This is a genomic window from Phocaeicola coprocola, assembly GCF_041333015.1.
Taxonomy (GTDB): Bacteria; Bacteroidota; Bacteroidia; order Bacteroidales; family Bacteroidaceae; genus Phocaeicola; species Phocaeicola coprocola.
In genome coordinates, this window is record NZ_JBGKGM010000001.1 from 971786 (window position 1) to 997698 (window position 25913).

Annotated in this window: 22 protein-coding genes, 3 tRNA genes and 3 pseudogenes; 9 read left to right on the plus strand and 19 right to left on the minus strand. The window is 40.1% G+C overall.

What is annotated here, in order from left to right; genetic code table 11:
- Positions 1-22: 22 nt before the first annotated feature.
- From ACDG22_RS04035 to ACDG22_RS04045, 3 genes are all read right to left on the minus strand, one after another.
- Entirely contained in the window at positions 23-1519 is a 1497-nt protein-coding gene (locus ACDG22_RS04035) for an arylsulfatase (protein ID WP_370858789.1), read from the minus strand.
- 206 nt (positions 1520-1725) lie between these two features.
- Positions 1726-2673 carry a 2-hydroxyacid dehydrogenase gene (locus ACDG22_RS04040; protein WP_336312496.1) on the minus strand — a complete coding sequence of 316 codons (948 nt, stop codon included), beginning with the start codon at positions 2671-2673 and terminating at the stop codon, positions 1726-1728.
- 46 nt (positions 2674-2719) lie between these two features.
- The gene (locus ACDG22_RS04045; RefSeq protein ID WP_022126102.1) at positions 2720-3649 is read right to left on the minus strand and encodes a magnesium transporter CorA family protein; all 930 of its coding nucleotides are present in this window, start codon (positions 3647-3649) and stop codon (positions 2720-2722) included.
- 190 nt (positions 3650-3839) lie between these two features.
- Here ACDG22_RS04045 and ACDG22_RS04050 point away from each other — a divergent pair, with 190 nt between their 5' ends.
- Both ACDG22_RS04050 and ACDG22_RS04055 read left to right on the plus strand, forming a co-directional pair.
- Positions 3840-4226 carry an ISAon1 family transposase N-terminal region protein gene (locus ACDG22_RS04050; RefSeq protein ID WP_007565224.1) on the plus strand — a complete coding sequence of 129 codons (387 nt, stop codon included), beginning with the start codon at positions 3840-3842 and terminating at the stop codon, positions 4224-4226.
- Positions 4192-5184: an ISAon1 family transposase gene (locus ACDG22_RS04055; protein WP_155162804.1), complete on the plus strand. Its 993-nt coding sequence runs from the start codon at positions 4192-4194 to the stop codon at positions 5182-5184. Before ACDG22_RS04050 ends, ACDG22_RS04055 begins: the two co-directional genes overlap by 35 nt.
- Positions 5185-5266: 82 nt before the next feature.
- On the opposite strand, the gene ACDG22_RS04060 is transcribed toward ACDG22_RS04055, so the two are convergent.
- From ACDG22_RS04060 to ACDG22_RS04070, 3 genes are all read right to left on the minus strand, one after another.
- Positions 5267-5340, minus strand: a tRNA-Asn gene (locus ACDG22_RS04060).
- Between the two features lie 22 nt (positions 5341-5362).
- Positions 5363-5439 (minus strand) — tRNA-Asn (locus tag ACDG22_RS04065).
- A 25-nt stretch (positions 5440-5464) separates the two neighbouring features.
- Positions 5465-5538, minus strand: a tRNA-Asn gene (locus ACDG22_RS04070).
- Positions 5539-5616: 78 nt separating this feature from the next.
- On the opposite strand from ACDG22_RS04070, the gene ACDG22_RS04075 reads away from it, so the two are divergent.
- Positions 5617-6603 carry an adenosine kinase gene (locus ACDG22_RS04075; protein WP_007570322.1) on the plus strand — a complete coding sequence of 329 codons (987 nt, stop codon included), beginning with the start codon at positions 5617-5619 and terminating at the stop codon, positions 6601-6603.
- 42 nt (positions 6604-6645) lie between these two features.
- Positions 6646-8349 (plus strand): S41 family peptidase, encoded by a 1704-nt coding sequence (locus tag ACDG22_RS04080; protein ID WP_270212597.1) that lies wholly within the window; start codon positions 6646-6648, stop codon positions 8347-8349.
- Between the two features lie 640 nt (positions 8350-8989).
- Here the strand turns inward: ACDG22_RS04080 and ACDG22_RS04085 are convergent.
- The 6 genes from ACDG22_RS04085 to ACDG22_RS04110 all read right to left on the minus strand — a co-directional run bounded on the left by ACDG22_RS04085 (position 8990) and on the right by ACDG22_RS04110 (position 15756).
- Positions 8990-10834: a 4-hydroxy-3-methylbut-2-en-1-yl diphosphate synthase gene (locus ACDG22_RS04085; protein WP_370858790.1), complete on the minus strand. Its 1845-nt coding sequence runs from the start codon at positions 10832-10834 to the stop codon at positions 8990-8992.
- Positions 10834-11343 carry a 5-(carboxyamino)imidazole ribonucleotide mutase gene (gene purE / locus ACDG22_RS04090; protein WP_007570328.1) on the minus strand — a complete coding sequence of 170 codons (510 nt, stop codon included), beginning with the start codon at positions 11341-11343 and terminating at the stop codon, positions 10834-10836. The genes ACDG22_RS04085 and purE overlap by 1 nt, the downstream gene beginning before the upstream one ends.
- 16 nt (positions 11344-11359) lie before the next feature.
- The gene (gene gcvH, locus ACDG22_RS04095) at positions 11360-11740 is read right to left on the minus strand and encodes a glycine cleavage system protein GcvH (RefSeq protein WP_007570330.1); all 381 of its coding nucleotides are present in this window, start codon (positions 11738-11740) and stop codon (positions 11360-11362) included.
- A gap of 35 nt (positions 11741-11775) precedes the next feature.
- Positions 11776-12372, minus strand: coding sequence for a hypothetical protein (locus tag ACDG22_RS04100; RefSeq protein WP_050756974.1), 597 nt, complete (start codon positions 12370-12372; stop codon positions 11776-11778).
- Positions 12373-12488: 116 nt separating this feature from the next.
- Positions 12489-13967: an RNA polymerase factor sigma-54 gene (rpoN, locus tag ACDG22_RS04105; protein ID WP_022125158.1), complete on the minus strand. Its 1479-nt coding sequence runs from the start codon at positions 13965-13967 to the stop codon at positions 12489-12491.
- Between the two features lie 115 nt (positions 13968-14082).
- Positions 14083-15756 carry a nucleoside kinase gene (locus ACDG22_RS04110; protein WP_302774950.1) on the minus strand — a complete coding sequence of 558 codons (1674 nt, stop codon included), beginning with the start codon at positions 15754-15756 and terminating at the stop codon, positions 14083-14085.
- Between the two features lie 81 nt (positions 15757-15837).
- Here ACDG22_RS04110 and ACDG22_RS04115 point away from each other — a divergent pair, with 81 nt between their 5' ends.
- Entirely contained in the window at positions 15838-17532 is a 1695-nt protein-coding gene (locus ACDG22_RS04115; RefSeq protein WP_270244149.1) for a Na/Pi cotransporter family protein, read from the plus strand.
- Between the two features lie 249 nt (positions 17533-17781).
- Here ACDG22_RS04115 and ACDG22_RS04120 read toward each other — a convergent pair.
- From ACDG22_RS04120 to ACDG22_RS04130, 3 pseudogenes are all read right to left on the minus strand, one after another.
- Positions 17782-18839: pseudogene (locus ACDG22_RS04120) on the minus strand (ABC transporter permease).
- A 12-nt stretch (positions 18840-18851) separates the two neighbouring features.
- Positions 18852-19163: pseudogene (locus ACDG22_RS04125) on the minus strand (ABC transporter permease); the annotation flags it as partial.
- A 19-nt stretch (positions 19164-19182) separates the two neighbouring features.
- Positions 19183-19773: pseudogene (locus ACDG22_RS04130) on the minus strand (TolC family protein); the annotation flags it as partial.
- 159 nt (positions 19774-19932) lie between these two features.
- On the opposite strand from ACDG22_RS04130, the gene ACDG22_RS04135 reads away from it, so the two are divergent.
- On the plus strand, positions 19933-20838 hold the full coding sequence (locus tag ACDG22_RS04135) for a helix-turn-helix transcriptional regulator (protein WP_270244148.1): 906 nt from the start codon (positions 19933-19935) through the stop codon (positions 20836-20838).
- Between the two features lie 65 nt (positions 20839-20903).
- Here ACDG22_RS04135 and ACDG22_RS04140 read toward each other — a convergent pair whose 3' ends face one another.
- Together ACDG22_RS04140 and ACDG22_RS04145 are read right to left on the minus strand one after the other, a co-directional pair.
- Positions 20904-21779, minus strand: coding sequence for an FKBP-type peptidyl-prolyl cis-trans isomerase (locus tag ACDG22_RS04140; RefSeq protein ID WP_007570345.1), 876 nt, complete (start codon positions 21777-21779; stop codon positions 20904-20906).
- Positions 21780-21825: 46 nt separating this feature from the next.
- Positions 21826-22410, minus strand: coding sequence for an FKBP-type peptidyl-prolyl cis-trans isomerase (locus tag ACDG22_RS04145; RefSeq protein WP_007570347.1), 585 nt, complete (start codon positions 22408-22410; stop codon positions 21826-21828).
- 138 nt (positions 22411-22548) lie between these two features.
- On the opposite strand from ACDG22_RS04145, the gene ACDG22_RS04150 reads away from it, so the two are divergent.
- The 3 genes from ACDG22_RS04150 (at position 22549) to ACDG22_RS04160 (ending at position 24869) form a co-directional block, all read left to right on the plus strand.
- Complete coding sequence (locus ACDG22_RS04150) at positions 22549-23256, plus strand: NAD-dependent deacylase (RefSeq protein ID WP_040312120.1); 708 nt, start codon at positions 22549-22551, stop codon at positions 23254-23256.
- Positions 23257-23328: 72 nt separating this feature from the next.
- Positions 23329-23493 carry a rubredoxin gene (gene rd / locus ACDG22_RS04155; protein ID WP_007570351.1) on the plus strand — a complete coding sequence of 55 codons (165 nt, stop codon included), beginning with the start codon at positions 23329-23331 and terminating at the stop codon, positions 23491-23493.
- 203 nt (positions 23494-23696) lie between these two features.
- Positions 23697-24869 (plus strand): iron-containing alcohol dehydrogenase, encoded by a 1173-nt coding sequence (locus ACDG22_RS04160; protein WP_007570353.1) that lies wholly within the window; start codon positions 23697-23699, stop codon positions 24867-24869.
- Positions 24870-25021: 152 nt separating this feature from the next.
- Here the strand turns inward: ACDG22_RS04160 and ACDG22_RS04165 are convergent, their stop codons facing one another.
- The gene (locus ACDG22_RS04165; protein ID WP_007570355.1) at positions 25022-25477 is read right to left on the minus strand and encodes a helix-turn-helix domain-containing protein; all 456 of its coding nucleotides are present in this window, start codon (positions 25475-25477) and stop codon (positions 25022-25024) included.
- The gene (locus ACDG22_RS04170) at positions 25461-25898 is read right to left on the minus strand and encodes a hypothetical protein (RefSeq protein ID WP_007570357.1); all 438 of its coding nucleotides are present in this window, start codon (positions 25896-25898) and stop codon (positions 25461-25463) included. The genes ACDG22_RS04165 and ACDG22_RS04170 overlap by 17 nt, the downstream gene beginning before the upstream one ends.
- Between the last annotated feature and the right edge of the window lie 15 nt (positions 25899-25913).

Genomic DNA, 25913 nt, shown 5'->3' on the forward strand with positions numbered 1-25913 from the left:
AGTGTATCAGATATGAATTATGTTAGAAAGTAGGTAATGTTACTTTAAAGAGGTCGCTGGGTTGGTGTTCACGTTGGATAATACCTAACATAGTCTTTACGATTGATGGATTTTGACTGGCCACATCTTGATCTTCGTGTAGATCTTCCTTCAAATTGTATAGTGATGGGACTCCTTTCTTGACGATAAGTTTCCAGTCGCCCATACGTACTGCCATCTGATCGGTTTCATGGAACTCCCAGTATAGGAATTCATGTTCTTTCTGTTTTTTGTCGTTCCCTAGAAGGGTAGGGGCAAAGGATATTCCGTCGAAATAATCTTTATTTTTATCTGGAAATTTTTTGTCACCTATCAGTTCGTAGAAAGTGGGCAGAATATCATAAAAAGCGAGCTGGTGGTCGTTGGTTGTTCCGCTTGCGATGTGTCCTGGCCAGCGTACGATGAATGGAATACGGATGCCTCCTTCATGGCATTGGCGCTTCAGGCCTCTTAGCTTACCGTCTCGTCCGAAGAATTCAGGATCGGCTCCTCCTTCTTCGTGAGGCCCGTTGTCACTACTGAAGAAAACAATTGTGTTTTCGTCCAGTCCTTTTTCTTTCAGCTTCTTGAAAATTTCTCCTACATAAGCGTCCAGGCGTGTTATCATGCCGGCAAAATGTGCATGAGTGTGATCCGAAGGGTTATATCGTGAACCTTCGTCTCCACCCCAAGTTTTGTCGGTAAAAAACTTCTTTTTATAATCGTTAAAGATGGAGTCGTGTGGTTGTGCCAGTTCTGCATGGGGAAGGGTGTATGTGAAAATGCCGCAGAACGGTTGCTCTCCGGTTTGTGCGTCCAGCCATTTCAGTGCCTCTTGATGAATAAGGTCTGCCGAATATTGCGGGCGTTTGAAATAGTCGTCACCAAACATCGGGTACTTGATATTTTCTTCCAGTACGATACGTTTCACTTCCTTGTCGCCTTTCGAACGGCTATAGCGATTCAAAAAATTGGGATAGTATAAGTGTGCCTGGAACTGACATATGTATCCGTAGAATTCGTCTACACCTCGTTTATCGGGAGTAGACCAGGAGCCTTCGTAGCCTCCTGCCCATTTGCCGAACATACCGGTTGTGTATCCGTTCTTCTTCATGACTTCGGGGAGGATAACATGAGTTGAATCGTATGGTTCCTGACCGACAACTGCGTAATCTTGGTTCTCTCCGTAGGTTACGACTGCCGATTGAGGCCAGTATTCCTTGTTGCCTCGTACGTGAGTGTGGCCGCTATGTTGCCCGGTCATCAGGGTTGCACGTGAAGGAGCACTTACAGGACTTCCTGCGTATGCTTGTGTAAAACGCATCCCTTCTGCTGCCATTTGGTCGATATGAGGGGTATTGATTAGTTTTTGTCCATAACAGCCCAGATCGCCATATCCCATGTCGTCGCATAGTATAAAGATGATATTAGGAGCTTTATGCTGGGAGAAGGCGCTGGCAGTACTTATTAGGGCAGATAAAATCAAGCATTCTTTTTTCATGGTATTGTTAGGTTTTTATTCGATAAGTATTGTGTAAAATATGCTATTGTAAGGTTTCTCCAAGGTATATTATTACAAAGTTAATTAAATCGTTGTAATTCTTTGCCTTACATGATCTTAAATAGTGTAAATAGGGATGAGCCTATGGATATAGTATACTAGATATCAGCTTGAGTGTTCTTCAAGTTGGTATCTAGTATTCTGTTTTATAAGATAATGTTTTGCTGCTTTCCTTCCAGCCATGTTTTGATATTTTGGAATACAATTTCTGCCCGCGCTTCCATTGACTCGGCAGAAGCGAAGGCTATATGCGGAGTTACAATTGTATTTTTACTGTGCAGTAACGGATGATTTGTATCGAGTGGAGGTTCATTTTCGAATACATCGATTCCGGCTCCGCTTAGATATCCTTCGTTTAAGGCTTGGGCTAGTGCTTCCGAATCAATTACTCCTCCACGGGCTGTATTTATTAAATAAGCTCCCTGTTTCATTTTGCTGATACGTTCTGCATTAATCAGGTGATGAGTTTCGGGAGTGAGCGGACAGTGAAGTGATACGATGTCTGATTGTTCCAGCAGTTCATCCAATGTTACGAAATGAATGAAGGAAGGTTCATTACCCGTTACATGACGTTTGTTACCTAAAATTGTACATCCGAAAGCGTGACACAGTTCGGCTGTACGTGTTCCGATGGCTCCTGCTCCTACGATACCGACAGTCTTTCCTCTCAGTTCACATCCTACCAGGCCGTCTTTTGTCCTTCCTTCCCGACAGCGTTCAGATACCTGAGGTACGTTTCGGAGTAAGGAAATCATCATGCAAAGGGCCAGCTCTGCTACCGATTGTGTAGAATATCCTGCAGCATTGCTTACTTGTATTCCTTTGGCGCGGGCTGCTTCAAGATCAACATGGTCTACACCTGTGAAGGCAACATCAATATATTTGAGTTTTGAACAGCTGTTGATAACTTCTGCTCTCAACGGCATGTTGGCTATCATAATAATGTCGGCATCTTTAGCTTCTTCTATTTGAACTGCTGGATCGGTATTTTTAGGATAGGCCTTAAATTCATGCCCGGCTTCTGTTAGTGGAGCTATGTGGCGTTGCAGGGATGATTCGCTGATTCCCAATGATTCTAATAATACGATTTTCATTTTCTTAGTTTATTTATAGTTGTATAAAGGTTCTTGGTATGTTCAGTTAGAACCATTTTATTCTGCGGAAAATGATGAAAGCCATGGCCGATAGGAAGATCGATGAAAAAACAATGATAGAAAAAGCATGTGGAACTTCTTCTATATGTATGTCGACATTCATACCGTAGAAACTGGCTATCAGTGTAGGGACCATCAGAATGATAGATAGACTTGTCATACGTTTCATGATGGTATTTACGTTATTCGATATGATTGATGCAAAGGCGTCCATTGTTCCGGTCAGGATATCGCTGTAGATATTTACCATATTGTGAGCCTGTTTCAGTTCAATCAGGACGTCGTCTGTCAGTTCTGGATTTTGGTAATCTTTCTCATTGAAAATGTTTTGTAACTTCCCTACCATGACTTCATTTCCGCGGATGGAAGTGTTGAAGTATACCAATGTCTTCTGCAGATTCATTAATCGGAGCAAGTCTTCATTTCTGATACTTTGCTCTAATTCTTTTTCTGCCATGCTTACTTCGTTGTTTATCTGCTTTAAATATTTTAGAAACCATACAGCTGATGAATAGATAATGCGTAAGATCAGCTCGTATTTATTCGGAATATTGATTGATTTACGGCAGATATGCTGAATGAAATCAGGTATCATTTCGGTTGAATGGTAGCAGATGGATACTATAATTTCATTGTTAGTAATAATACCAATGGGTACAGTTGTGTATGGCACCTTCTGATTAGGTGTTTGTACGGGTATACGTAAAATGGTAAGTAGCCAATTCCCTTCTGTATCTGTACGAGGACGTTCGTCGGTATCGGCTATATCGTTTAAAAAGGAAGTTGGAACTTTTAGATCTTCTCTTAAAAATTTGAAATCATCATCGGTAGGGCATTCTACATTTACCCAGCAGTTAGGAAGCCAGTTGTTTTTTTCTACGAAACCTCCTGTTTCACTGTAAAGATACTTTCTCATTGCGTTGCTCCTTTCTTATTTTGTATCCGCCGGTGGTGTGAGCAAGGCAATAAATGGATTCAAAACCTCGCTTACCCCCGGAGGAGAAGGTTAATACTACTTGTGCACGTTCGCGAGTTTGAATCGTGGGTCAGTAGAAATTTAGTGGGGATTATTTTTTATACTCGTAAAGTATTGCTTACTTCGCATTATGAAAAACGATTATTTGAATATGCTAGCCAGCCTCGTGTTGCCGGCTCAGATATTAGATTACTTTCTTATCTCTGGAGTTGAACAAACCTCTCAAGAGATTCATATTAGTCTGGATGAAAAGATGAATTCCAAGTTAAGCAATGACGAACATTTTGAATCCAAAGGTTTTATGGAAGCTGTTAATGTGACAGACTTTCCCATACGGGACCATAAGGTAATCCTCAAGATCAGACGTCGTCGTTGGACGGACTTGCGCACAGGTAAAAGTTTCAGTATTCCCATCGACCTCGATGTTGTAGCCAAGGGAACCAGATACTCCAAAGAATTTGGGGCTTTTTTAAAAGAAACGTATGGAGACATCCCCAGTGACCTGCCGTACGCTTGAGGAATTCTATCATATAGATGGTCATACATTTGAAAAACAGTACAAGGAGGTTCTCAGCGGATATCGTAATTGGGAACAGTTATCCCATGCCGGTGAATGGATGCTGTTTCCGGAAAATATGGGACCGTATCTGGCGATTGACGAGACCTCACTCTCCAACGGTGAACTTTACACCTTTGTAACCAACCGTGATGCCTGTACGAGAGAGTGCTCCCTGGTAGCTGTCGTGGCAGGAACTAAATCAGAGGATGTAATAGCTGTACTGCAACGAATTGACGAGGAAAGCCGTTATGCCGTTAAAGAAGTGACACTTGACCTTTCAGACTCCATGCGCAAGATTGTACGGACTGCATTTCCTGAAGCCAGCCGTGTGATAGACCGTTTTCACATTCAGAGATTAGCTTGTGATGCTGTGCAGGAATTACGCATCAAACACCGTTGGGATGCCATACAGCAGGCCAATGAGGAAATGGAAGAAGCTAAGCGGAAGAACGAAGATTATGTCCCATACCGATATTCCAATGGCGATACCCGTAGGGAATTACTTATACGCTCCCGGTATCTGCTTTTCAAGTCAGCTGATAAATGGACAGAAAAACAGAAGCAAAGGGCAGCAATCCTATTTGAGGAATACCCTGACATCAAAAAGGCATACGGTTTGTGCCATTCCCTGCGGATGATTTTCTCTAAGAACACCATAAAGGACGCTGCACGTCTGGCTATGGCACGATGGTATAATAAAGTAGAAGAAGCAGGGATGCATTCTTTTAATGTCATTGCTGCTACTTTCTATGAGCACTATGATGAAATACTGAATTTCTACAACCATCGTTCTTCAAATGCGATGGCAGAATCGTTCAATGCAAAAATTAAACTGTTCAGAGCAAATCTAAGAGGAGTAGCTGATAAGAAGTTCTTTTTATTCCGCATTGCGAAGCTATATGCGTATCCCCACTAAATTTCTACTGACCCTGAATCGTCCATGATTATTTTTATTTTTAGGTTACAAAAAAAGTTCGTCTTGTGAACGAACTTTTTTGCTCTTCAGGTTGGACTTGAACCAACGACCCTCTGATTAACAGTCAGATGCTCTAACCGACTGAGCTACTGAAGAAGATTAATATGTTTAAAAAGAATGGCTCTTCAGGTTGGACTTGAACCAACGACCCTCTGATTAACAGTCAGATGCTCTAACCGACTGAGCTACTGAAGAATCATTTTGCAATCTGAGTATTTTGCTCTTCAGGTTGGACTTGAACCAACGACCCTCTGATTAACAGTCAGATGCTCTAACCGACTGAGCTACTGAAGAAGGTTTTTCTCAATTGCGTGGCAAAGGTAGTAGGATATTTTGAAATATGCAATATCTTTGCAAAAAAAATATTGATAAATGGATAAAATTATTGGAATGGGCAATGCTTTGGTCGATGTTTTGGTCTTAATCGATAGTGATGAGGTGCTAAATGACCTGAATTTGCCTAAAGGAAGTATGCAGTTAATAGACGAGGACACATTATTTAATATACGTACTAAGACAGCTGGGCAGAAACTTCATCGGGCAACTGGAGGAGCTGCAGCTAATACAATATGTGCACTTGCAGGGCTGGATGCAGAAGTTGGATTTATTGGGAAAATTGGTACAGATGAATTCGGACAATTTTTTGAGCGGACATTAAAAAAAAGAGGAATAGAAACTTCTTTGTTGAAATGTGACTGCCCTTCGGGAGTTGCTTCCACATTTGTATCACCTTGTGGTGAACGTACTTTTGGTACATATTTGGGAGCATCAGCCAAACTTTGTGCTGATGACTTGTCGCGTTCAATGTTCGAAGGTTATTCCTATTTTTATATTGAAGGTTATTTGTTGCAGGATCATGATCTTATTGTACGTGCCATGCAATTAGCAAAAGAGGCTGGTTTGCAAATCTGTCTTGATATGGCTAGCTACAATGTGGTTGAGGCCGAGCGTGAGTTTTTCGATATGTTGATTACAAAATATGTGGATATTGTATTTGCTAATGAAAGCGAAGCACGCGCCTATACGGGTAAAGGACCTGAAGAAGCTTTACAGGAAATATCATCTAAATGCAGCATTGTAGTCATAAAAACAGGTAAAAGTGGTTCATTGGTAAAAAAAGGTACTGAGGTTATTCGTGTAAATCCTTTCCCTGTCAAGAAAGTAGTTGATACAACGGGGGCTGGCGATTTTTATGCAGCAGGTTTCTTATATGGTCTTACATGTGGCTATTCACTTGAAAAGTGTGCACAGATAAGCTCCATTTTGGCTGGGTATGTTATTCAGACAGTGGGAACAGCCCTGACAAAGAAGAAATGGAACGAAATAAAGTTAAATATTGAGTCCGTCTTGCAGGCTTGAGCAGAATAATATGTTTATTTGCAAGCTAAAATCATGATAACTATGAATACAAAAAGAACGCTGATTGGAGCTTTTATCATTTTTCTTGGTTTGGGACTTTCCAGCTTTAAAGATGATGACCGTAATTTTCAGATATCAAAGAATCTGGATATTTTCAATTCTATTTTTAAGGAGCTGGATTTATTTTATGTAGATACTATCGATCCTGAAAAAATGATTCAAAATGGGGTTAACGGTATGCTGGCTCTGACCGACCCATATACCGAGTATTATCCGGAGGAGGGTATCAACAGTCTGAAAGAAATGATTACGGGAAAGTATGGTGGTATCGGAGCTGCTATACGATATTATAAGAAAAAAGATCGTATTGCCATTGTGGAACCTACTGAAGGTATGCCGGCTGCAGAAGCTGGTGTAAAGGCGGGCGATATTATTCTTTCGGTTGGTGGAAAGGAAATGCTGAGAGGAAATATGAAACCTCAGGAATTTTCATCGAAAGTAAGTGAGGCTTTGCGTGGTGAACCGGGTACTTCTTTTGTTTTAAAAGTGCTTCGTCCATTGAAGAACGATAGTACCGTGATGGAGTTTAAAATTACGCGCAAGAATATCCGTAACAATCCGGTTCCTTATTATGGTATAATTAAAGATAGTATAGGCTATTTGTCGCTGACTGGTTTTACAGATAATTGTGCCAAGGATGTGAAAAAGGCATTTATTGAGTTAAAGCAGCGTGGAGCTAAGTCTTTAGTGATAGATTTACGAGATAATGGAGGAGGTTCTTTGCAGGAAGCTGTAGAAATTATTAACTTTTTTGTGACGAAAGGAAAAGAAATAGTAGTGACGAAAGGAAAAATTCGTCAGGCTGCCAGTTCATTCAAAACTCAGAATGAACCAATAGATACAGAAATGCCTCTGGCTGTGCTTGTAAATGGTAATACGGCTTCTGCTTCTGAAATTTTGAGCGGTTCTATGCAAGATATGGATCGTGCGGTGATTATTGGTATGCGTACTTATGGAAAGGGTCTGGTGCAGACTACTCGCCCATTGCCGTATAATGGTACATTGAAGGTTACTACATCTAAATATTATATTCCAAGTGGCCGTTGCATTCAGGCTATCGATTATGCAAAGAAGAATGCAGACGGTTCGGTAGCACGTATCCCTGATAGTTTGACAACTGTATTCCATACAGCTGCCGGACGTGAAGTTCGTGACGGTGGAGGTATTCGTCCGGATATTGAAGTGAAAGGGGATAAGTTCCCGAATATATTGTTCTATTTGATGAACGATGATTTGATTTTTGATTATGTTACTCAGTATTGTCTGACGCATCCTGCTGTTACTTCTGTCGATTCGATACGGATTACTGATGCTGATTATGCTGAATTTAAGAAACAAGTCAAGGCTGCTAATTTTACTTACGACCGTCAGAGTGAAGGACTTTTAAAGACGTTGAAAGAAGTTGCCGAATTTGAAGGCTATATGGAAGGGGCAGCAGAGGAGTTTAAGGCTTTGGAACAAAAGTTGAATCATAACTTGGACCGTGATCTTGATTATTTTGCAAAACCGATAAAAGAACAAATTGCTGAAGAAATAGCAACCCGATATTTTTATCAGCGTGGAGCTGTTATGCAACGTCTGAAAGACGATGAGGACTTGGATAAAGCTATTGAAGTTCTGAATTCTCCAGAAAAATACAAGGAGATATTGTCGGTTCCAGTGAAAGTTGCAGAGAAGCAGAAATAGGAAACTGTAAGATAGAAGATGAGCCATCAAATCAAATTATAGGAAAAGATGGAATCTCTAATTTGAAGCTTACACATCACTTATAGATGAAAAGGGTCGTATCATTACTCAAAATGAGGTTTGATACGACCCTTTTTTAACCTTTTAGTTTATGCTTTTAAAGTAAGACCTTTTCTGTTTTGACGCGTTCTTTATTGACAAAAGCTTATACCTGCGGCTTCTTATTTATAAAGAGCAAGAACAGAGAAAGAATCTCAAAATAAAAGCAGAGATAAGCTTATTTATAATCTATCATTGTTTCTCCGATAACACTTTTCAAGCCATCAATGACTCATTGATATATATGAATTTGAACAATAACTTAAACAGAGGGTTTGTCTATAAAACGATATTAATAATCAGTCTATTGAATATGTTTATCAGATACTAATAATCTATAAGTTATAACATAAAAACTCCTGCTTTTAGCCCTATATCGAAATGAGCAAAGACTAAAGCAGGAGATTTTTATTTTTAAGTTTTAATCTATAAGATTTTTACTTTCACAGTTTTATTTTGAGGCAGCTCCATTCTTTGAAATCTATTCTGTAATATTACATTTGATAGTACAGAATACTGATTTTTTGCTTGAGATTGCAGTTTATTTTTCCTTGTAATCTCCGTTCGCCTTAATTAGTTCAATCAGCTTTTCTACTGCCTGCTCTTCCGGAATATTCTTTTCAATACATTCTTTTTTCTTGTACAGGCTGATTTTGCCTCGTCCGGCCCCTACATAACCATAGTCTGCATCTGCCATTTCACCGGGACCATTGACAATACAGCCCATGATACCGATCTTGAGCCCTTTCAGGTGCGAGGTCGCAGCTTTGATACGAGCGATGGTAGCTTCCAGATCGTATAGCGTACGTCCACAGCCGGGACAGGAAATATATTCTGTCTTCGATGTACGCGCTCTGCCTGCTTGTAGAATGCCGAATGCAATTTCATCTACTTTCTCATCAGTAATAGCATTTCCGTGATTATATAGTAAAATACCGTCGCAGAAACCATCAAATATCAATGCTCCCATATCGACTGCCGATTTGATCTGCAAATCTTCTGTATTGTTTTCCTGATAAAATTGGAAGAATACCAATGGATTGGTTAAACCTTGATTCATCAGTTGATGTGCGATTCCCCGAAATTCGCCGAGACGATTCGGATGATTACTTTGGGCAATGATAACAACTTCTGGATGCATGCGCAGACAAGCTGTAGCTTCTTCATTCAGTCCCATATATGGAGTGAATAAGAATTTGACTTTTGCATTGCAGTGGTGCAACTCAACCAGTTGCTGGTAATTGAAGGCAGGATAAGTCCCCTCTTCTCCTTTCCATATGTTTGCATCTACAATGTAGCCGATATTGGTACGACGCATTTCAGGAAGCTGCTGTCCGCAATAGATGTAGTCCGGACAGAACTGCTCATTGATTTGCATATTACCGTCAAGACGGGCAGATATAACAACCGGTACATGTTCACCTCCAATATTTTCAACAGCTGTTGTATGGCGTCGGTTTGGATTGGTATAGTTAAATTCGGCTGCTTCTGCTCCTGGTATATAGGGATGATTCTCGCGTTGGAGTACATAATCCACCAGTTTGCGGGCTACTGGGATTTCTGCTTCAGGAGCTTCACTCAGTGAAACGCGGATAGTATCTCCTAATCCGTCACACAACAAAGCGCCGATACCTAATGCCGATTTGATACGTCCGTCTTCTCCATCACCAGCTTCGGTAACTCCCAGATGAAGAGGGAATGACATACCTTCCTTTTCCATCTGTTCTGCCAGCAGTCGGACTGTCTTGACCATTACGACCGTATTGGAGGCTTTGATGGAAATAACGACGTTCATGAACTGTTCATCTACACAGATACGGAGAAATTCCATACACGATTCTACCATACCTTCAGGAGTATCACCATAACGTGACATGATACGGTCGGACAATGAACCGTGATTTACTCCAATACGGATAGCAGTATGATTCTCTTTACAGGTATTTAGGAATGGAATGAAGCGGTCACGTATCTTCTGAATTTCCTGAGCATATTCTTCATCCGTATATTCCAGTTTCTTGAAAGTGCGCGCGGCATCTACATAATTTCCCGGATTGATGCGTACTCCTTCAGCATACAATGCTGCTACTTCTGCCACTTTGGGATTAAAGTGTACATCGGCTATCAGCGGAGTGTCGTACCCTTGTGAACGCAGTCCGATATTGATATTCTTTAAGTTTTCAGCTTCACGTACTCCCTGAGTAGTGAGGCGTACATATTCACCTCCTGCTTCAATGATGCGTTTAGCTTGTTCTACACAGGCCTCAGTATCCATTGTGACCGTATTGGTCATACTTTGTATACGGATAGGATTAGTGCCACCCATAGGAGTGGCACCAACATATACCTCATTTGCCTCTCGGCGTGAATAGTTGAAGTAATCCATTAATTTGTTTTATAAGCGTATTTTACTTCTTTCAATTCTTCGTTAGCTTTGACTATCTTATTTTTCAGACCTTCCTTGTAAGCTGCAAATTTTTCGGCGAGTCCTTCATCAGATAATGCCAACATTTGTACTGCAAGGATAGCTGCATTCATAGCACCATTGATAGCAACTGTTGCTACAGGTATGCCGGGAGGCATCTGGATGATAGAATAAAGCGCATCCACTCCATCGAGCACAGAACCTTTTACGGGAACTCCGATAACAGGAAGTGTAGTATTCGCTGCAATCACGCCTGGCAAAGCTGCAGCCATTCCTGCTGCTGCAATAATGACTTTAATACCTCGTCCGGCAGCTTCTTTTGCGAATTTTTCCACTTCAGCAGGTGTACGGTGTGCCGAAAGAGCATTCATTTCGAAAGGAACTTGCATTTCGTCGAGCAGTTTCGCCGCTTTCTCCATAACAGGAAGATCGGACGTACTACCCATGATGATACTTACAATTGGTTTCATGTCTGTTTATTTAGTTTTATTCATTAATGATCTGTTTGTATGCTTCAGCATCCAGCAGTTCATCCATTTCTGTAGTGTCAGTTGGTTTGATCTTGATTAGCCAGCCGTCACCATATGGATCTTTGTTTACCAGTTCCGGATGTTCTTCCAGCTCTGGATTGATTTCAAGTACTTCGCCACCAATGGGAAGGAAAAGGTCGGATACAGTTTTTACAACTTCAATGGTTCCGAATACTTCACCTTTTTCTAGAGTTTCACCTTCGGTCGTTACATCTACAAAGACGATGTCGCCCAATTGTTCTTGTGCATAATCTGTAATTCCTACATAAGCTTCATCACCTTCCAGACGAATCCATTCGTGTTCGTTCGTGTACTTTACATTAGTTGGGAAATTCATAATCTTAGTATTTTAGAGGTTAATATAATTATGTTTCAAATAAACAAAATTCCAGTGATACCGCAAAACAAACCGACTAAAAAACCTCCTCCAACTTCGTTTAAAGTATGTTGGCGGACGATGATTCGTGCGGAACCTAACATTCCTGCCAGTAAAATAAAACCGCAGAGCCACCAGATAGGATTGAACTGGAAAATGAAACTGTATGAAAGTAATCCTCCGATAATCATACCACAGCTGGCCATGTGAGTGCTGATTTTCCATTTCAAGTTGATACTGGTACAGATAACCATACAAAGCAGAGTAGCTATGATTATTCCGCTCATATAGCGTGGAAGATGAATCCGGTACATGGTCAGAAAACATCCTGTATAACTCATGATCGTAATCAGGTATGGCAGAAAGCGTTTCTCTCTCTTCCCCAGCTCCCGTAACGTCCAGCCATTGATTTTCTGAAGAAGGTATATACCAAGCATCGGAAGGAGAATGGTAAAGCAATATACCATGATCAGAACTGTCAGTTTATATTGCAGGGGGAGTATTCGTAAATATGTAAAAAAGAAAAGCAGCAAAAACGCTACAAAAGGAACCATAAAAGGTGTAAATATGGCAGAGATGATACGTGCTGCCATAAATAGTGCATCTTTAGGCTCTTTTGTTGTTTCCTGAGAAGGAGCATGATATGTTAACTGATCGGGAATATTAGTTTCTTCCATCCTTGTGTTATGATTGTTTTTTGTCGTTTGGTTTATCTTCTTAGTCGTGCGACTGGAATGTTAAGCTGCTGGCGGTATTTGGCAACCGTACGTCGTGCTATCGGATATCCTTTTTCTTTTAGCATGTCGGCCAGTTCGTCATCGGTGTAAGGTTTATCCTTATTTTCCTTGTCGATACACTCTTTCAGGAACTGTTTGATTTCACGCACAGACAATTCTTCTCCGTTTTCTGTTACATATCCGTCGCTGAAGAAAAACTTGAGTGGATATATTCCGAAGTTAGTCTGTATATATTTGCTGTTGCTCACTCGTGAAATTGTTGAAATATCCAGTTGTGCACGTTCGGCCACATCTTTCAGTATCATAGGTCGGAGTGAAGACTCATCACCATCCTGGAAGAACGGTCGTTGCAAGTCTATAATAGCCTGCATCGTACTGAGCAATGTCTGCTGGCGTTGTTTAACAGCATTGATAAATCCCTGAGCTGCATCTACCTTTTGCTTGAGGAATAATAATGCGTTTTTCGATTCCTTACTTTGATTAGCTTTATTGCGTGTATGCTCATCAAGCATTTCAGTAAATTCACGGCTTAAGCGCAGTTCAGGAACATTCCGGTTGTTGAGGCTAAGATGAATAGTACCGTCTTCTTCTGTCTCAACAATAAAATCAGGAATAATTTGCTGCAAGTTTTTACCGATTGTTTCTCCCATGGAACTTCCCGGACGCGGATTCAGCTTGGTCAGTTCCACTACGGCTGCATTATATTGTTCTTCAGTTATCCCTAACTTTTGTAATATTTTATCTTTATTTTTCTTGGTGAAATCATCGCAACATTTGTTGATGATATCATATTCTATTTGTTTCAGCGGAGAGTTTTCTTTCCGCTTGATTTGCAGCAAGAGGCATTCCTGAAGGCTTCGTGCTCCTATTCCCGCAGGATCAAAATCCTGTATGATAGACAAGATATGCTCCAGTTGTTCAGGAGTTGTATAAATACCCTGATAGATGGCAAGTTCGTCCATCAGGGCTTCTGTTGTTTTTCTCAATAAACCGTCATCATCCAAAGAGCCGATAAGATACTCGCCTAACTGTTTTTCTTCGGGAGTAAGATCTTGCATGTCAAGCTGCTCTTTCAGCGTTTCGTAAAATGAAACACTGTCCGAAAAAGGGATCTCTTCGGGAGTTTCTCCCTTAGAACGGTTGTTCTCCTGAAGCTTATAATCGGGAATGTCATCCTCTGTGCGATAATCTCCCAACGACAAATCATCATTATAGTCGGTTCCGGATTCTTCATTTTCATCGGCAGGATAGTCATCTTCATGTCCCTCAGCCTCTTCAGTATGTTCTTTGCCTTCTTCTAGAGCAGGATTGTCCAAAAGTTCAGAATGAATACGTTCTTCCAATTCTACAGTAGGCAGCTCTAATAATTTGACTGCCAATATCTGCTGTGGAGATAAAGTCTGAACCTGCTGCTGGGCCTGAGTTTGTACTTGACGTGAATTTATAGCCATAAAAATGAATTTGATTTTTTCGCTGCAAAAATAAACAATTAGATACGGATTATATGGTTTTCACTTAATTTTATTTTATGTGGACAACCAACTTCTCTACCAATATCTGTGGAATTTAATATCTGAAACTGCTTCCTCCCAAAAACTCGCGCAACAAGGAAGTCGGCGGAAGTTCATTGTCTTGTACTGAAACAAAATAGGCAAGGAAACGCAGAAGGCGGTGAGCTTCCGAGTATGCCGGACAGTTATTGGGTACCTTTCGTAAAATGGGTTCTGCATAGTCCTTTAACACGGCAAGTTCGAAGAGCAGAGCCGAGTTGAACATTGCATCTGCATATTCCTGATAAGGGAATATCCATTTGTCTTCCCCTGCACGGACACTTTCCCATCGAGAAATTGTCGCTTCTGCCGAGTAATTGCGGTATCGGTAATCGCGTATGATTCGGCGTAGCAACCGGTTGTCGGTGGTAGGAATATAATTATGGTTGTCGAGTGAGATTGTAGTCAGGGCAGATACATATATCTTATATTTATTGGCTGCCGGAATATTGGGGGTCAGTGCCGGATTCAGCGCATGTATCCCTTCCAGTATCAATATCATATTTTCGTCAATACGTAATTTCTTGCCACTGTTCTCGCGTTTGCCCGTTGTAAAATTAAATCGGGGTAATTCAATTTCCTTACCATCTAACAACTCCTTTAACTGGGCTTCGAAGAAAGGAAGATCCAGCGCGTACAGTGACTCGAAATCGTGTTCACCGTTTTCATCGAGTGGAGTATCTTCTCTGTTTACAAAATAATCGTCCAGTGAAATCGGATAAGGCTTCAGTCCATTAGTCATTAACTGAATACTGAGACGTTTGCTGAACGTTGTCTTTCCCGAAGATGACGGTCCGGAAATCAATACCAGTTTCACTCTTTCTCCATTTTGGTTCCGGTGAGTGATTTCGTCGGCTATATGTGCAATTTTCTTTTCTTGCAATGCTTCCGATACATTTATCAGGTCGGTAGCATGCCCGTTGTTGCAGGCTATGTTGAAATCCCCAACCGTACTGATTCCCAATATCTGGTTCCAGCGGTGATATTCCTGAAATACCTCCAGCATCTTTTCTTGTTTTACAAGTTCCTCCAGTTTTTGCGGGTTCTTTCTGTTTGGAATACGCAGCAACAATCCGTCATAGTATTTTACTATATCGAACAGTTTGATGTATCCTGTACTTGGAACCAGACTGCCATAATAATAGTCGATGGTATCTCCTAATCTGTAATAGAAAGTATATAACTGTCCGGAAGTCTTCAGCAGTTTTGCTTTGTCCATCATTCCTCTTTGGGTGAATAATTCGACGGCCTGTTCTGTATGGCACTCTATACGTTGGAAAGGAATGTTGTCGGTAATTATTTCCTGCATTTTCTGCTTGATACGTGTAACATCATCCAAACCAATGGAACGGTCCAGATGCAGCGTACAGTAATAACCCTTCGATACGGGATGTTCCAGGGAAATGCTTCCCTGCGGATAAAGCTCTTCTACTGCTTTGACAAGGATGAAACAAAGCGATCGGAAATAGGTACGCATGCCCGACGGATTAGTTATATCAAGAAACTCAATATCTTTATTGTAATATACCTTAAAGTTGAGCCCTTCTACCTTATTGTTAACTTTCGCACTGACAGGTCCGTAGGGCATTTCTAAATTAAAACCATTATAAATATCCAAAAGCGTGCTTCCCTCGGGGAAATCTTTTGTTAAATTGTTATTTTTGCAATATATTTGTAGCATAATTGTAATATGTGTTACTAACTCGGTGATTTGGCAATTAATTTACACATTAAACAATTAAGAGCCTACCTCCGACTTAATTAATTACAAATGGAATATACTTTTTATGATTTTTTAGCGTTGCTCGGTTCGTTAGCGCTTTTCCTTTATGGAATGAAAATCATGAGTGAGGGGCTTCAGAAGTTTGCCGGTGACAGACTTCGTAGTATCCTGACCGCTATGACGACCAACAGAGTGACCGGTGTATTGACTGGTGTGCTTATTACGGCCTTAATTCAATCTTCTTCTGCTACGACAGTTATGGTGGTCAGCTTTGTCAATGCAGGATTGCTGACCCTTTCACAATCCATAGGTGTAATTATGGGAGCCAATATTGGTACTACCGTTACCGCTTGGATTATTTCCGCTCTCGGCTTTAAAGTCGATATTTCTTTATTCTCTTTACCTCTTCTGGCTTTTGGTATTCCGCTTTTATTTTCTCAAAAGAGTTCCCGTAAGTCTATCGGTGAGTTTATTTTCGGTTTTGCTTTCCTGTTTATGGGATTGAACTTACTGAAAACCAATGCTCCAGACTTGAGCGCCAACCCTGATATGTTGGCTTTCGTCCAGAACTATACCGATATGGGATTCATTTCCGTACTTTTGTTTGTCTTTATCGGTACTATCCTGACCATGATTGTACAGGCGTCTGCGGCAACGATGGCGATAACGCTTATCATGTGTGCTAACGGATGGATCAGCTTTGAGCTGGGAGCAGCACTGGTGCTGGGAGAGAATATCGGTACTACCATTACGGCAAATCTTGCTGCTCTGACTGCCAATACTCAGGCCAGACGAGCTGCTATGGCTCACCTGATGTTTAATATATTTGGTGTAATCTGGGTTTTGATATTGTTTAAGCCGTTCCTGTCGATGGTAGACTGGATAATTTCTGACTTTATGAATATCAGTGAAGCTGACGGTGCTGCTGTTTCATTTAAATTATCGGCGTTCCATACTTGCTTCAATGTATGCAATGTGCTGATTCTGATATGGTTCGTTAAGCTGATAGAAAAAACAGTCTGCAAGCTTATTCCTCAAAAGGAACAGGAAGAAGAGTATCGCCTGCAATTTATTACTGGTGGTATGTTGTCGACAGCCGAACTTTCTGTTTTGCAGGCTCGTAAAGAAATCAACCTTTTTGCAGAGCGCATCCAGCGGATGTTCCGTATGGTTCGTGATTTGTTACATACGGAAAATGAGAATGATTTTAATAAATTGTTCAGCCGTATAGAGAAATACGAGAATATCAGTGACAATATGGAGGTAGAGATTGCCAACTATCTGAATCAGGTTTCTGAAGGTCGTTTGAGTTCGGAAAGTAAACTTCAGATACGTGAAATGCTCCGTGAAGTAACAGAAATAGAAAGTATTGGTGATAGCTGTTACAACCTGGCAAGAACTATTAACCGTAAGCGCAGAGGAAATATTGATTTTACAGAAAAGCAATATGAGCATATTCATCAGATGTTTGCTTTGACTGACAATGCACTGACGCAGATGATAAAGCTGGTGGAAGATGTGCATCATATCGTAGATGTGAACAAATCATTTAATCTGGAGAATGAAATCAATAACTACCGCAATCAGCTGAAGAATCAGAACATAGTCGATGTGAACAATAAAGAATATAGCTATCAGATGGGTATCCACTATATGGACATTATCGGTGAATGTGAAAAGCTGGGCGATTATGTAGTGAATGTGGTAGAAGCACATTCTGATGTAAAGGAGAAAAAAACTTGAGAAAATAAATAGAACAGGCTATATATAAAGGGCATCTGCATGTTTTTCAGAACGTGGAGATGCCCTTTTTTTACTCTAGACTATTGTTATAAAAATAATTCAGCAATTTTTCATTAAAACTTCTCGATGTTTTTTAATTTTTTGTACGAATACTCAGGAGATTTGTACAAAAAATGAGCAAGATTTCAGCATGGTTTTCTTGTAGTTTCCGCGACTTATTCTTGATATCTGTCGAAAGAGATTGTTTGACTACTGTTGTTTGCGGTAACTATGTATCGCCCAGCTGTATAAGATTGTTGCAAAGCAGGATAATACACAAAGTTGTTGCACGATATCGCCGATACCGCTCCCTTTTAGATATACCATACGCATCATTTCCATGAAGTAGCGTAGCGGATTGATATAAGTGATGTACTGTGCCCAGTCGGGCATACTGCTGATGGGTGTGAACAGGCCACTCATCAGAATAAAAATAAGCATGCAGAACCACATGACGAACATAGCCTGTTACATGGTAGACGAATAATTGGAAATGACCAGTCCGAGTCCTGACATGACCAGTACAAATATGAGTGTTGCCAGATAGATGGTGAATATGCTTCCTGCAGGTGTCAGGCCATATACGGCCCATGCAAGCAGCATGCACAGATTCAATACAATAAAGCCTATAAGCCAATAAGGAAGCAGCTTGGAAAGAGTAAAGGTAAAGCGGCTTACCGGAGTGACATTAATTTGCTCAATGGTACCGGCTTCTTTTTCACCAACTACATTCAAGGCAGGCAGAAATCCGCAAAGCATAACCAGCAGCATAGTCATCAGGGCAGGAACCATAAAGGTTTTATAGTCCAGATGTGGATTGAAACGGTACCGGATTGAAGTTACCGATGTAGATTGTGGGTTAAGTATCTGTTGCAGATATGTATTCCCTAATCCTCCTTTTGTTCCATTTACGGCATTAATGGCTACCAAAGCCGATGCCGGACGTCCGTTGACTTGTTCTTTTTCAAATCCTTTAGGAATTTCCAATAACATGTCAGCCTGATTTCTTTCGATGCATTCCACCGCTTTGTGATAAGTATCCGGAAGTGCAACTAACTTGAAATAGGGAGAAGATTCTATCCGGTGTGTCAGTCGGAGAGAAGAAGGGGTATGGTCATTGTCTATGCTATACGTAAGTCTTCTATTTCCAGCGTAGCAGCCCATGGCATCACCAGCATGATCATACATGGGAATATCAGAATCAGGCGGGGCAGGAAACTGTTCCGTATAAGATGCTTGAACTCTTTTTCTATGAGGTATCGTAATATCATATTCTTTATTTACTCTAAGCGGTTTTTAAATATTTTAGAGGTAATACCTATTAGTATCACAGCCATAAACAGGAGTACACATACTTCTTTCCATACATAAGATAGCGGTACTCCTTCTATCATCAGTTGTCTTACCAGTGATACATACCAGCGGGCAGGAATGGCACAGGAGATCCATTGCAGTATAGCTGGCATACTTTCTATCGGGAAAATGATTCCTGATAAAATGATAGTAGGTATCATCAGTACCATTGCCGAGGCTAGCAGGGCAGCTACCTGCGTGTGGGTGATGCACGATATGAGCAGTCCAAGAGCAAGGGTTTTCTGAGAGTTGTATACGCTGTTGCTTTGTGTTTAGTATTTCTACTTTTACAGCATCCACATCGGCATCATTGGCTATACCGTTATTTCGGTAAGCTTCTATATTCTTTAAGTTTCTTTGTAAGTTATCATGGAGCAGAGCGTTCTGATGCAACTGTTCGTTTAAGAGTAATATCCCGAAGAATACCTGATTGACTTGTTCGTTCAGTGCATACATGCTTACGTCCAGTTGATACTTATTTTCTTGCGAAACGGCTTTGATCTCTTTTTTCTGGTGATGAATCTGTCCGCCGTCCCAAATGTTTTGCTGAACTTCTATCAGTGCCTGATACTGGTCTTTGGGCAATCCTTTGATACCTATTCCCGGAATATCTATCGAGAATGTAGTTGCATCGCTCTGGTAAGATGCTTTGCCGCTGATATTGATTTGTGGAAGGTTACCTTTGGATGCGTTCGAAAGATTATATTGTTCAGCAAGTTGAATGAGGTTATATTGTCTGACCAGGGGATAATTCTCTTGTGCAGCATGCCTGCATTCGTCTAGTGTAACTTGTGCCCTTGTGGATATGGCAACTGTAAAAAACATAATGAAGAAAAGAATCCGTTTCATTGTTTGTCGTTTTTATTGTTCTGATACAAAGTTAAATGCTTTCAGTATATACATAAGGCTCCATTGGTTGTTGTAAATGTCCTAATTGTTCGATAATGTGCGAAAAATAGCTTCTTATAGGGCTATATTATTATCTTTGCGGGAAATGAGAATGTTATCATGGAACAGAATAATCTTTTACTCTTAGCTTTAAAGCAGATATTTGAACTTTCCGCTATACCTTGTAATAAATATCGGTTTGTTTCTGCCGAACTGGGTTTTGTCCGTTCAATGAGAGGAGTATTGGAAATTTCAGAGCAGATATTTGCTTTCGGCCAGCCTTATCGTCTGACGGAAGGTCGTGTCTTGTTTATGCATGCCGGGTGTATTCGTGTGCGAGCGAATCTTATAGAATTGACGCTTAAACCTCATCAGTTGATTGTAGCTTCACCAGGTACAATACTTCAGGTAATTGAAATATCGAAAGGTTGTGAATTGGAGATGTTTGCCTTTACCAATGGCCTCATGGAAGGTTGGCAAAAAGAAGTATTGTTGCAGACCTTTTTGCAAGGAAGACTTTATGTACAGCTTGATTTACCGGAAAAGGAAGAAAAACGGATTGCTGCCTTTTTCGATTTATTGTGGGATATCGTACACGATAAGCCTTTCCCTCGAGATATGGTAAGAAGTCTTATTTCGGCTTTGTTTCATCAGATAAATATATATCGTATGAGGGAAATATCGGAAGAAAGCGGTCGGCTCACGCGTCAGGAAGAAGTTTTCAACAGATTTTTGTCGCTTGTTAATAAGTATGCCATACACGAAAGAAGTGTAGTGTTTTATGCCGACAGGCTGTACCTGACTTCCCGTTATCTGAGTACATTGATAAAACAGACAAGTGGCCGTACAGTGATGGACTGGGTGAATGAGGCTGTAGTGCAAGAAGCAAAATTGTTACTTCGTCATTCTGATAAACTGGTTTATCAGATAGCTGATGAATTGAACTTTCCGAATGCATCTTTCTTCTGCAAATATTTCCGGAGACTGACGGGTAAGACACCTCATGAATATAGGCATGGAAAATAAAAAACACAGGTACAGACTGATAATCATGTCCATACCTGTGTTTTATAAGATGAAATAATCAGTTATTATTTCTTATCTTCTTTTTCGATGCTAACCAATTCTACTTCAAAAATCAATGTAGAGAACGGTTTGATTTTACCAGTTTCACGTGAGCCATAAGCCAGTTCCTGAGGAATATACAATTCCCATTTAGATCCTACCGGCATCATAGTCAGAGCTTCTGTCCATCCTTTGATTACCTGGTTTGCACGGAAAGTAGTTGGTTCTTTACGGTCGTAAGAGCTGTCGAACTGAGTTCCGTCGATTAAAGTACCTTTATAATTAACTTTAACTCTTGCTGTTTCTCCAGGAATTTCACCTTTACCCTCAGTGATTACTTTATATTGCAGACCACTTGCAGTTACTTTTACTCCTTCTTTGCTCTTGTTAGTAGCCAGGAAGTCTTCGTTCTGTTTTTTATAGTCAGCATATTTTGTTTCCAAAGCTTTTTCTTTAATAGCTTCTGCCTTAGCATTTACATATACAGCAGCAGAATCAGGAGCAACGAGTGCCTGCTTCTTTACAGCAGAAACGAAACCAGCCAAGAAGTTTTCTTTGCTTAAGTTCTGTGTAGAGTCGCCGTTGAAGATACGATCGTTGATAGCGTCGAACATATCACCACTTACTTGCTGTCCGATCTGGATACCAGCCATGTAAGCTTTCTGTTTTGCATCTGTCTGTTTCAAACCTTCTTCAATACCTCTGATGAAGTCTGCCATGTGAGTAGAATCGATACCCAGACGTCCCATAGCGTATTCTTGCAATCCTTGTGTGTTGCTGACACCCATCATATAAGAAAGAGTATCAACATCGCTTTTCATGTTTGCCTTTGGGCTCTGAGCTGTACATGATGCCAGTCCAGTTGCGGCTGCAAACATCATGATTAAAGAACTTTTTTTCATTTACTTTATATTTTAAATTATAATTTTACTGATTTGCTTTTGTGTATTAGAGCACCTCTATTAATTCAACTTCGAAGATAAGTGTGCTGTGAGGAGGGATCATTTCACCAGCTCCCTGTGCTCCGTATGCCAGTTCAGAAGGGATATAAAGTTTCCATTTTGCACCTTCCGACATCAACTGCAATGCTTCAACCCAACCTTTGATAACTTGGTTTACTCCAAATACGGCAGGTTCACCACGCTTGATAGAACTGTCGAACAATGTTCCGTCTATTAATGTACCTTCATAGTGACAACGTACGCGGTCAGTTGCTTTAGGCTGTTTGCCGTTACCTTCGGTTATAACTTCATATTGCAGTCCGCTAGGTAAAGTTACTACTTTAGGGTTTTTCTTGTTTTCTTCGAGGAACTGCTTTCCTTTTGCTATGTTTTCAGCATTCATTTTTTCTTCCAACTCAGTGAAATATTTATTCACGATTTCACGAGCTTCGGTGTGAGTGATTGCTGTTTGGTTTCCCTCTAATACGTCTTTGATAGCCTGTGCAAAGTCGTTTACTTCAATGCCGCGAGCACCCATGCTCAGCAGGTTTTGGCCTATACCCAGACCAATGGCGTAACTGAATTTGTCCATGTGATTATATTTATTAGTGTGTAATATTCTTTAAAAGCACGGCAAAGGTATCTTTTTTCTTTGAATATGAGGCTTTTTGAGCGATTAAAAATTCTTATTTTTGTGACTGTATATAAAATGAAAAGAAAATATCTGCCTATGAAAAAGCTGGTGATACTGACTGGAGCAGGGATGAGTGCTGAAAGTGGCATTAGTACATTCCGCGATTCGGGAGGTCTGTGGGATCGTTATCCGGTAGAACAAGTAGCTACTCCCGAAGGATATGCTGCTAACCCGAAGCTGGTAATAGATTTTTATAATGAACGCCGTAAACAATTGCTTACAGTCAAGCCTAACAGGGGGCATGAGCTGATAGCTGAGTTGGAGAATTTTTTTGATGTAACTGTTGTTACACAGAATGTTGATAACTTGCATGAACGTGCAGGCAGTCATCATGTTATTCATTTGCATGGGGAACTGACAAAGGTTACATCTAGTTGGCAACCGAATAACCCGAAATATATAAAAGAACTAAAACCGGAAGAATATGAGGTGAAAATGGGAGATACGGCGGCCGATGGTTCTCAGTTACGCCCGTTTATCGTTTGGTTTGGTGAGGCTGTCCCAATGATAGAAACTGCCATTGACTACGCGGAGCAAGCTGATATTTTTGTCATTATCGGAACATCTCTGAATGTGTATCCGGCAGCAGGACTGTTAAATTATGTTCCAGCCCATGTCTCGGTTTATCTTATAGATCCGAAAGAAGTTGCCATAACTTCGGGCAGGCATGTAAATGTTATTCGCAAGGGAGCCTCCGAAGGAATGTGTGAACTTAAAAAGATGTTACTAAATGAAACAGCGTAAACAATTTCTTTCTATATTTGTTTTCATATTAAAGAAATAATTAATACTAACTTAGAATAAAACGATAAAATTATGAAGAAGTACATTTGCACAGTATGCGATTGGGTTTATGATCCTGAAGTTGGAGATCCTGAAGGTGGCATTGCACCGGGAACAGCATTTGAGGATATTCCGGAAGATTGGGTTTGCCCGGTTTGTGGTGTCGGAAAAGAAGATTTCCAGCCGGTAGAAGAATAATCTCGGTTTGAAATATACGTAAAAAAGTTTCGGCTTGTTTGTGGATTTTCCTAAACAAGCCGAAACTTTTTTATTTTTCATATTTTCTAATCAGTGATGGTCTATAAATATATGTTTGTTATATAATTTAACATTCTACGTATTATATCATACAGTTTTATTCGTATATTTGAACATATACAAACTTTAAAAACCTGAATATTATGAACGCAAATCCAGTTTTCAGTTTGCATATCCCAACAAGAATCTTGTTTGGATGTGGTGAGATAAAGAAGTTGGCAACCGAAACACTTCCCGGAAAAAAGGCGATGATTATTATTTCCGGTGGAACTTCAATGAGAAAATACGGATATTTAGATAAGGTAATCGGCTTCTTGACAGAAAATGATGTAGCATCTGTTGTTTATGATAAAATACTTCCCAATCCTATTAAATCGCATGTAATGGAAGCTGCGGCGATCTGTCGGGAACAAGGATGTGATTTTATTATAGGATTAGGTGGAGGAAGTACCATCGATTCTGCTAAGGCTATTGCTGTGATGGCATGTAATGATGGAGATTTCTGGAATTATGTAACAGGTGGAAGTGGTAAAGGACGTCCGGTAACAAAAGCTCTTCCAATTATTGCTATCCCTACTACTGCCGGAACGGGTACGGAGGCTGATCCGTGGGCTGTAATTACAAATGAAGAAAAACAAGAAAAGATCGGTTTTGGATGCAGTCTTACTTTCCCGGCTCTTTCTATCATTGATCCGGAATTGATGATTTCGATACCTCCGCATTTAACAGCTTATCAAGGTTTTGATGCTTTCTTCCATGCTGCTGAAGGTTTTATTGCAAATTGTGCTACTCCAATTAGCGATCTTTATGCTTTAGAGGCTATACGTTTGCTTTATAAATATCTTCCAGTAGCTGTAAACGACGGTAAGAATTTAAAGGCACGTGCAAAAGTTGCTTGGGCTAGTACGCTTGCCGGATTGGTAGAAGCAACTTCCAGTTGTACTTCTGAACATTCTATGGAGCACGCAATGAGTGCATATTATCCACAGTTGCCTCATGGTGCTGGACTGATAGCGCTTAGTGAAGCATATTTCGAAACTTTCCGTAATGATTGTATGAAGCGTTACATGAAAATGGCAGATGTAATGACGCAGCAGAAGAGTAATCGTCCAAGTGACTTTATTGATGCATTGGCTCGTATGAAAAAGGAATGTCATGTGGACAATATAAAATTGAGCGAGTGGGGGCTGAAAGAAGAAGACCTTCCGAAGATGGTTCAGAATGCTCGTGATACAATGGGCGGATTATTTACATTAGATCCACGTCCGTTGACTGATGATGAAGTTTTGAATATCTATAGACAATCGTATAAATAAGTAGTTTGATGTAGATTGTAAAAAATGGTATGTGCAAATAGAATTCTTTTATTCTCTTTTTCACATACCATTTTATTTTATTGAAACATAAGAAGATAATTTTAAAGAGGTAATAAAGCTGTTTTTTACAGGTTAGAGTTACTTGTCACAAGTTATCTTTTACGATATTTGAGTGGAGAAACTCCTGTTGCTTTTACGAAAAACTTTCCAAAGACAGACTGATCAGAAAAGTCTAGTTCATCTGCTATTTCCTTTATCCCCATATCAGTAGTATCTAATAGTCTTTTAGCTTCTGTGCAGAGAAGTTCTGATATATGAAAGTGAACTGTATGTCCTGTAATGTTCTTTACGATTCTGGATAGATAGGTTGTTGAGATGTTTAAATTGTTTGCATAAAATAGTATGTCATGGTGCTTTCTGTAATTATGACTTGAAAGTTTTTTGAAATTACGAAATATCTCGTCGGTGCGCTTGATGCAAATTGATACTTCCTGATTATTCTGGCATAGTATATCTGTTATTTGTAGTAATAAAAAATTGCACAAATGACTGATTATACCACTCTTATAGAAACGGAACTGTTCTAAACTCTCAGAAATTAAATGCATTGTTTCTTGTAAGTAACTGAGTGTACTTGTGTTTAGAGAAAGAATGGGTTATTATTTCTTCTGAGTCTTTCTCTTGAAGTTGTAGGCAAGGTGTTGAGGCTGTTTGTTTTAACAGGTTAAAATCGGGGGTAATAGGTAGCGCACATAGAAAGTCGGGTAATATGTGCATCACTTTCATTTCGAAGTCGGACGAACATTCTTTGATATGAATGATGTGTTGGGGAATAATAATAAATATTCCATTTTGACAGATATGATGGGTATTATAGTTTATCTTAAGCTTAATATATCCCTTCGTGCAAATACCGAAAATGAATCCTTTGAATACAAATGATTGTTCGTGCACATTGGGGCCTAATATATCTGATAAGTCTTTGAAGATAATCGTTTCTTTTTCTATGAGATTTTCTTGAGATATCATGATTCTCTTATTTAT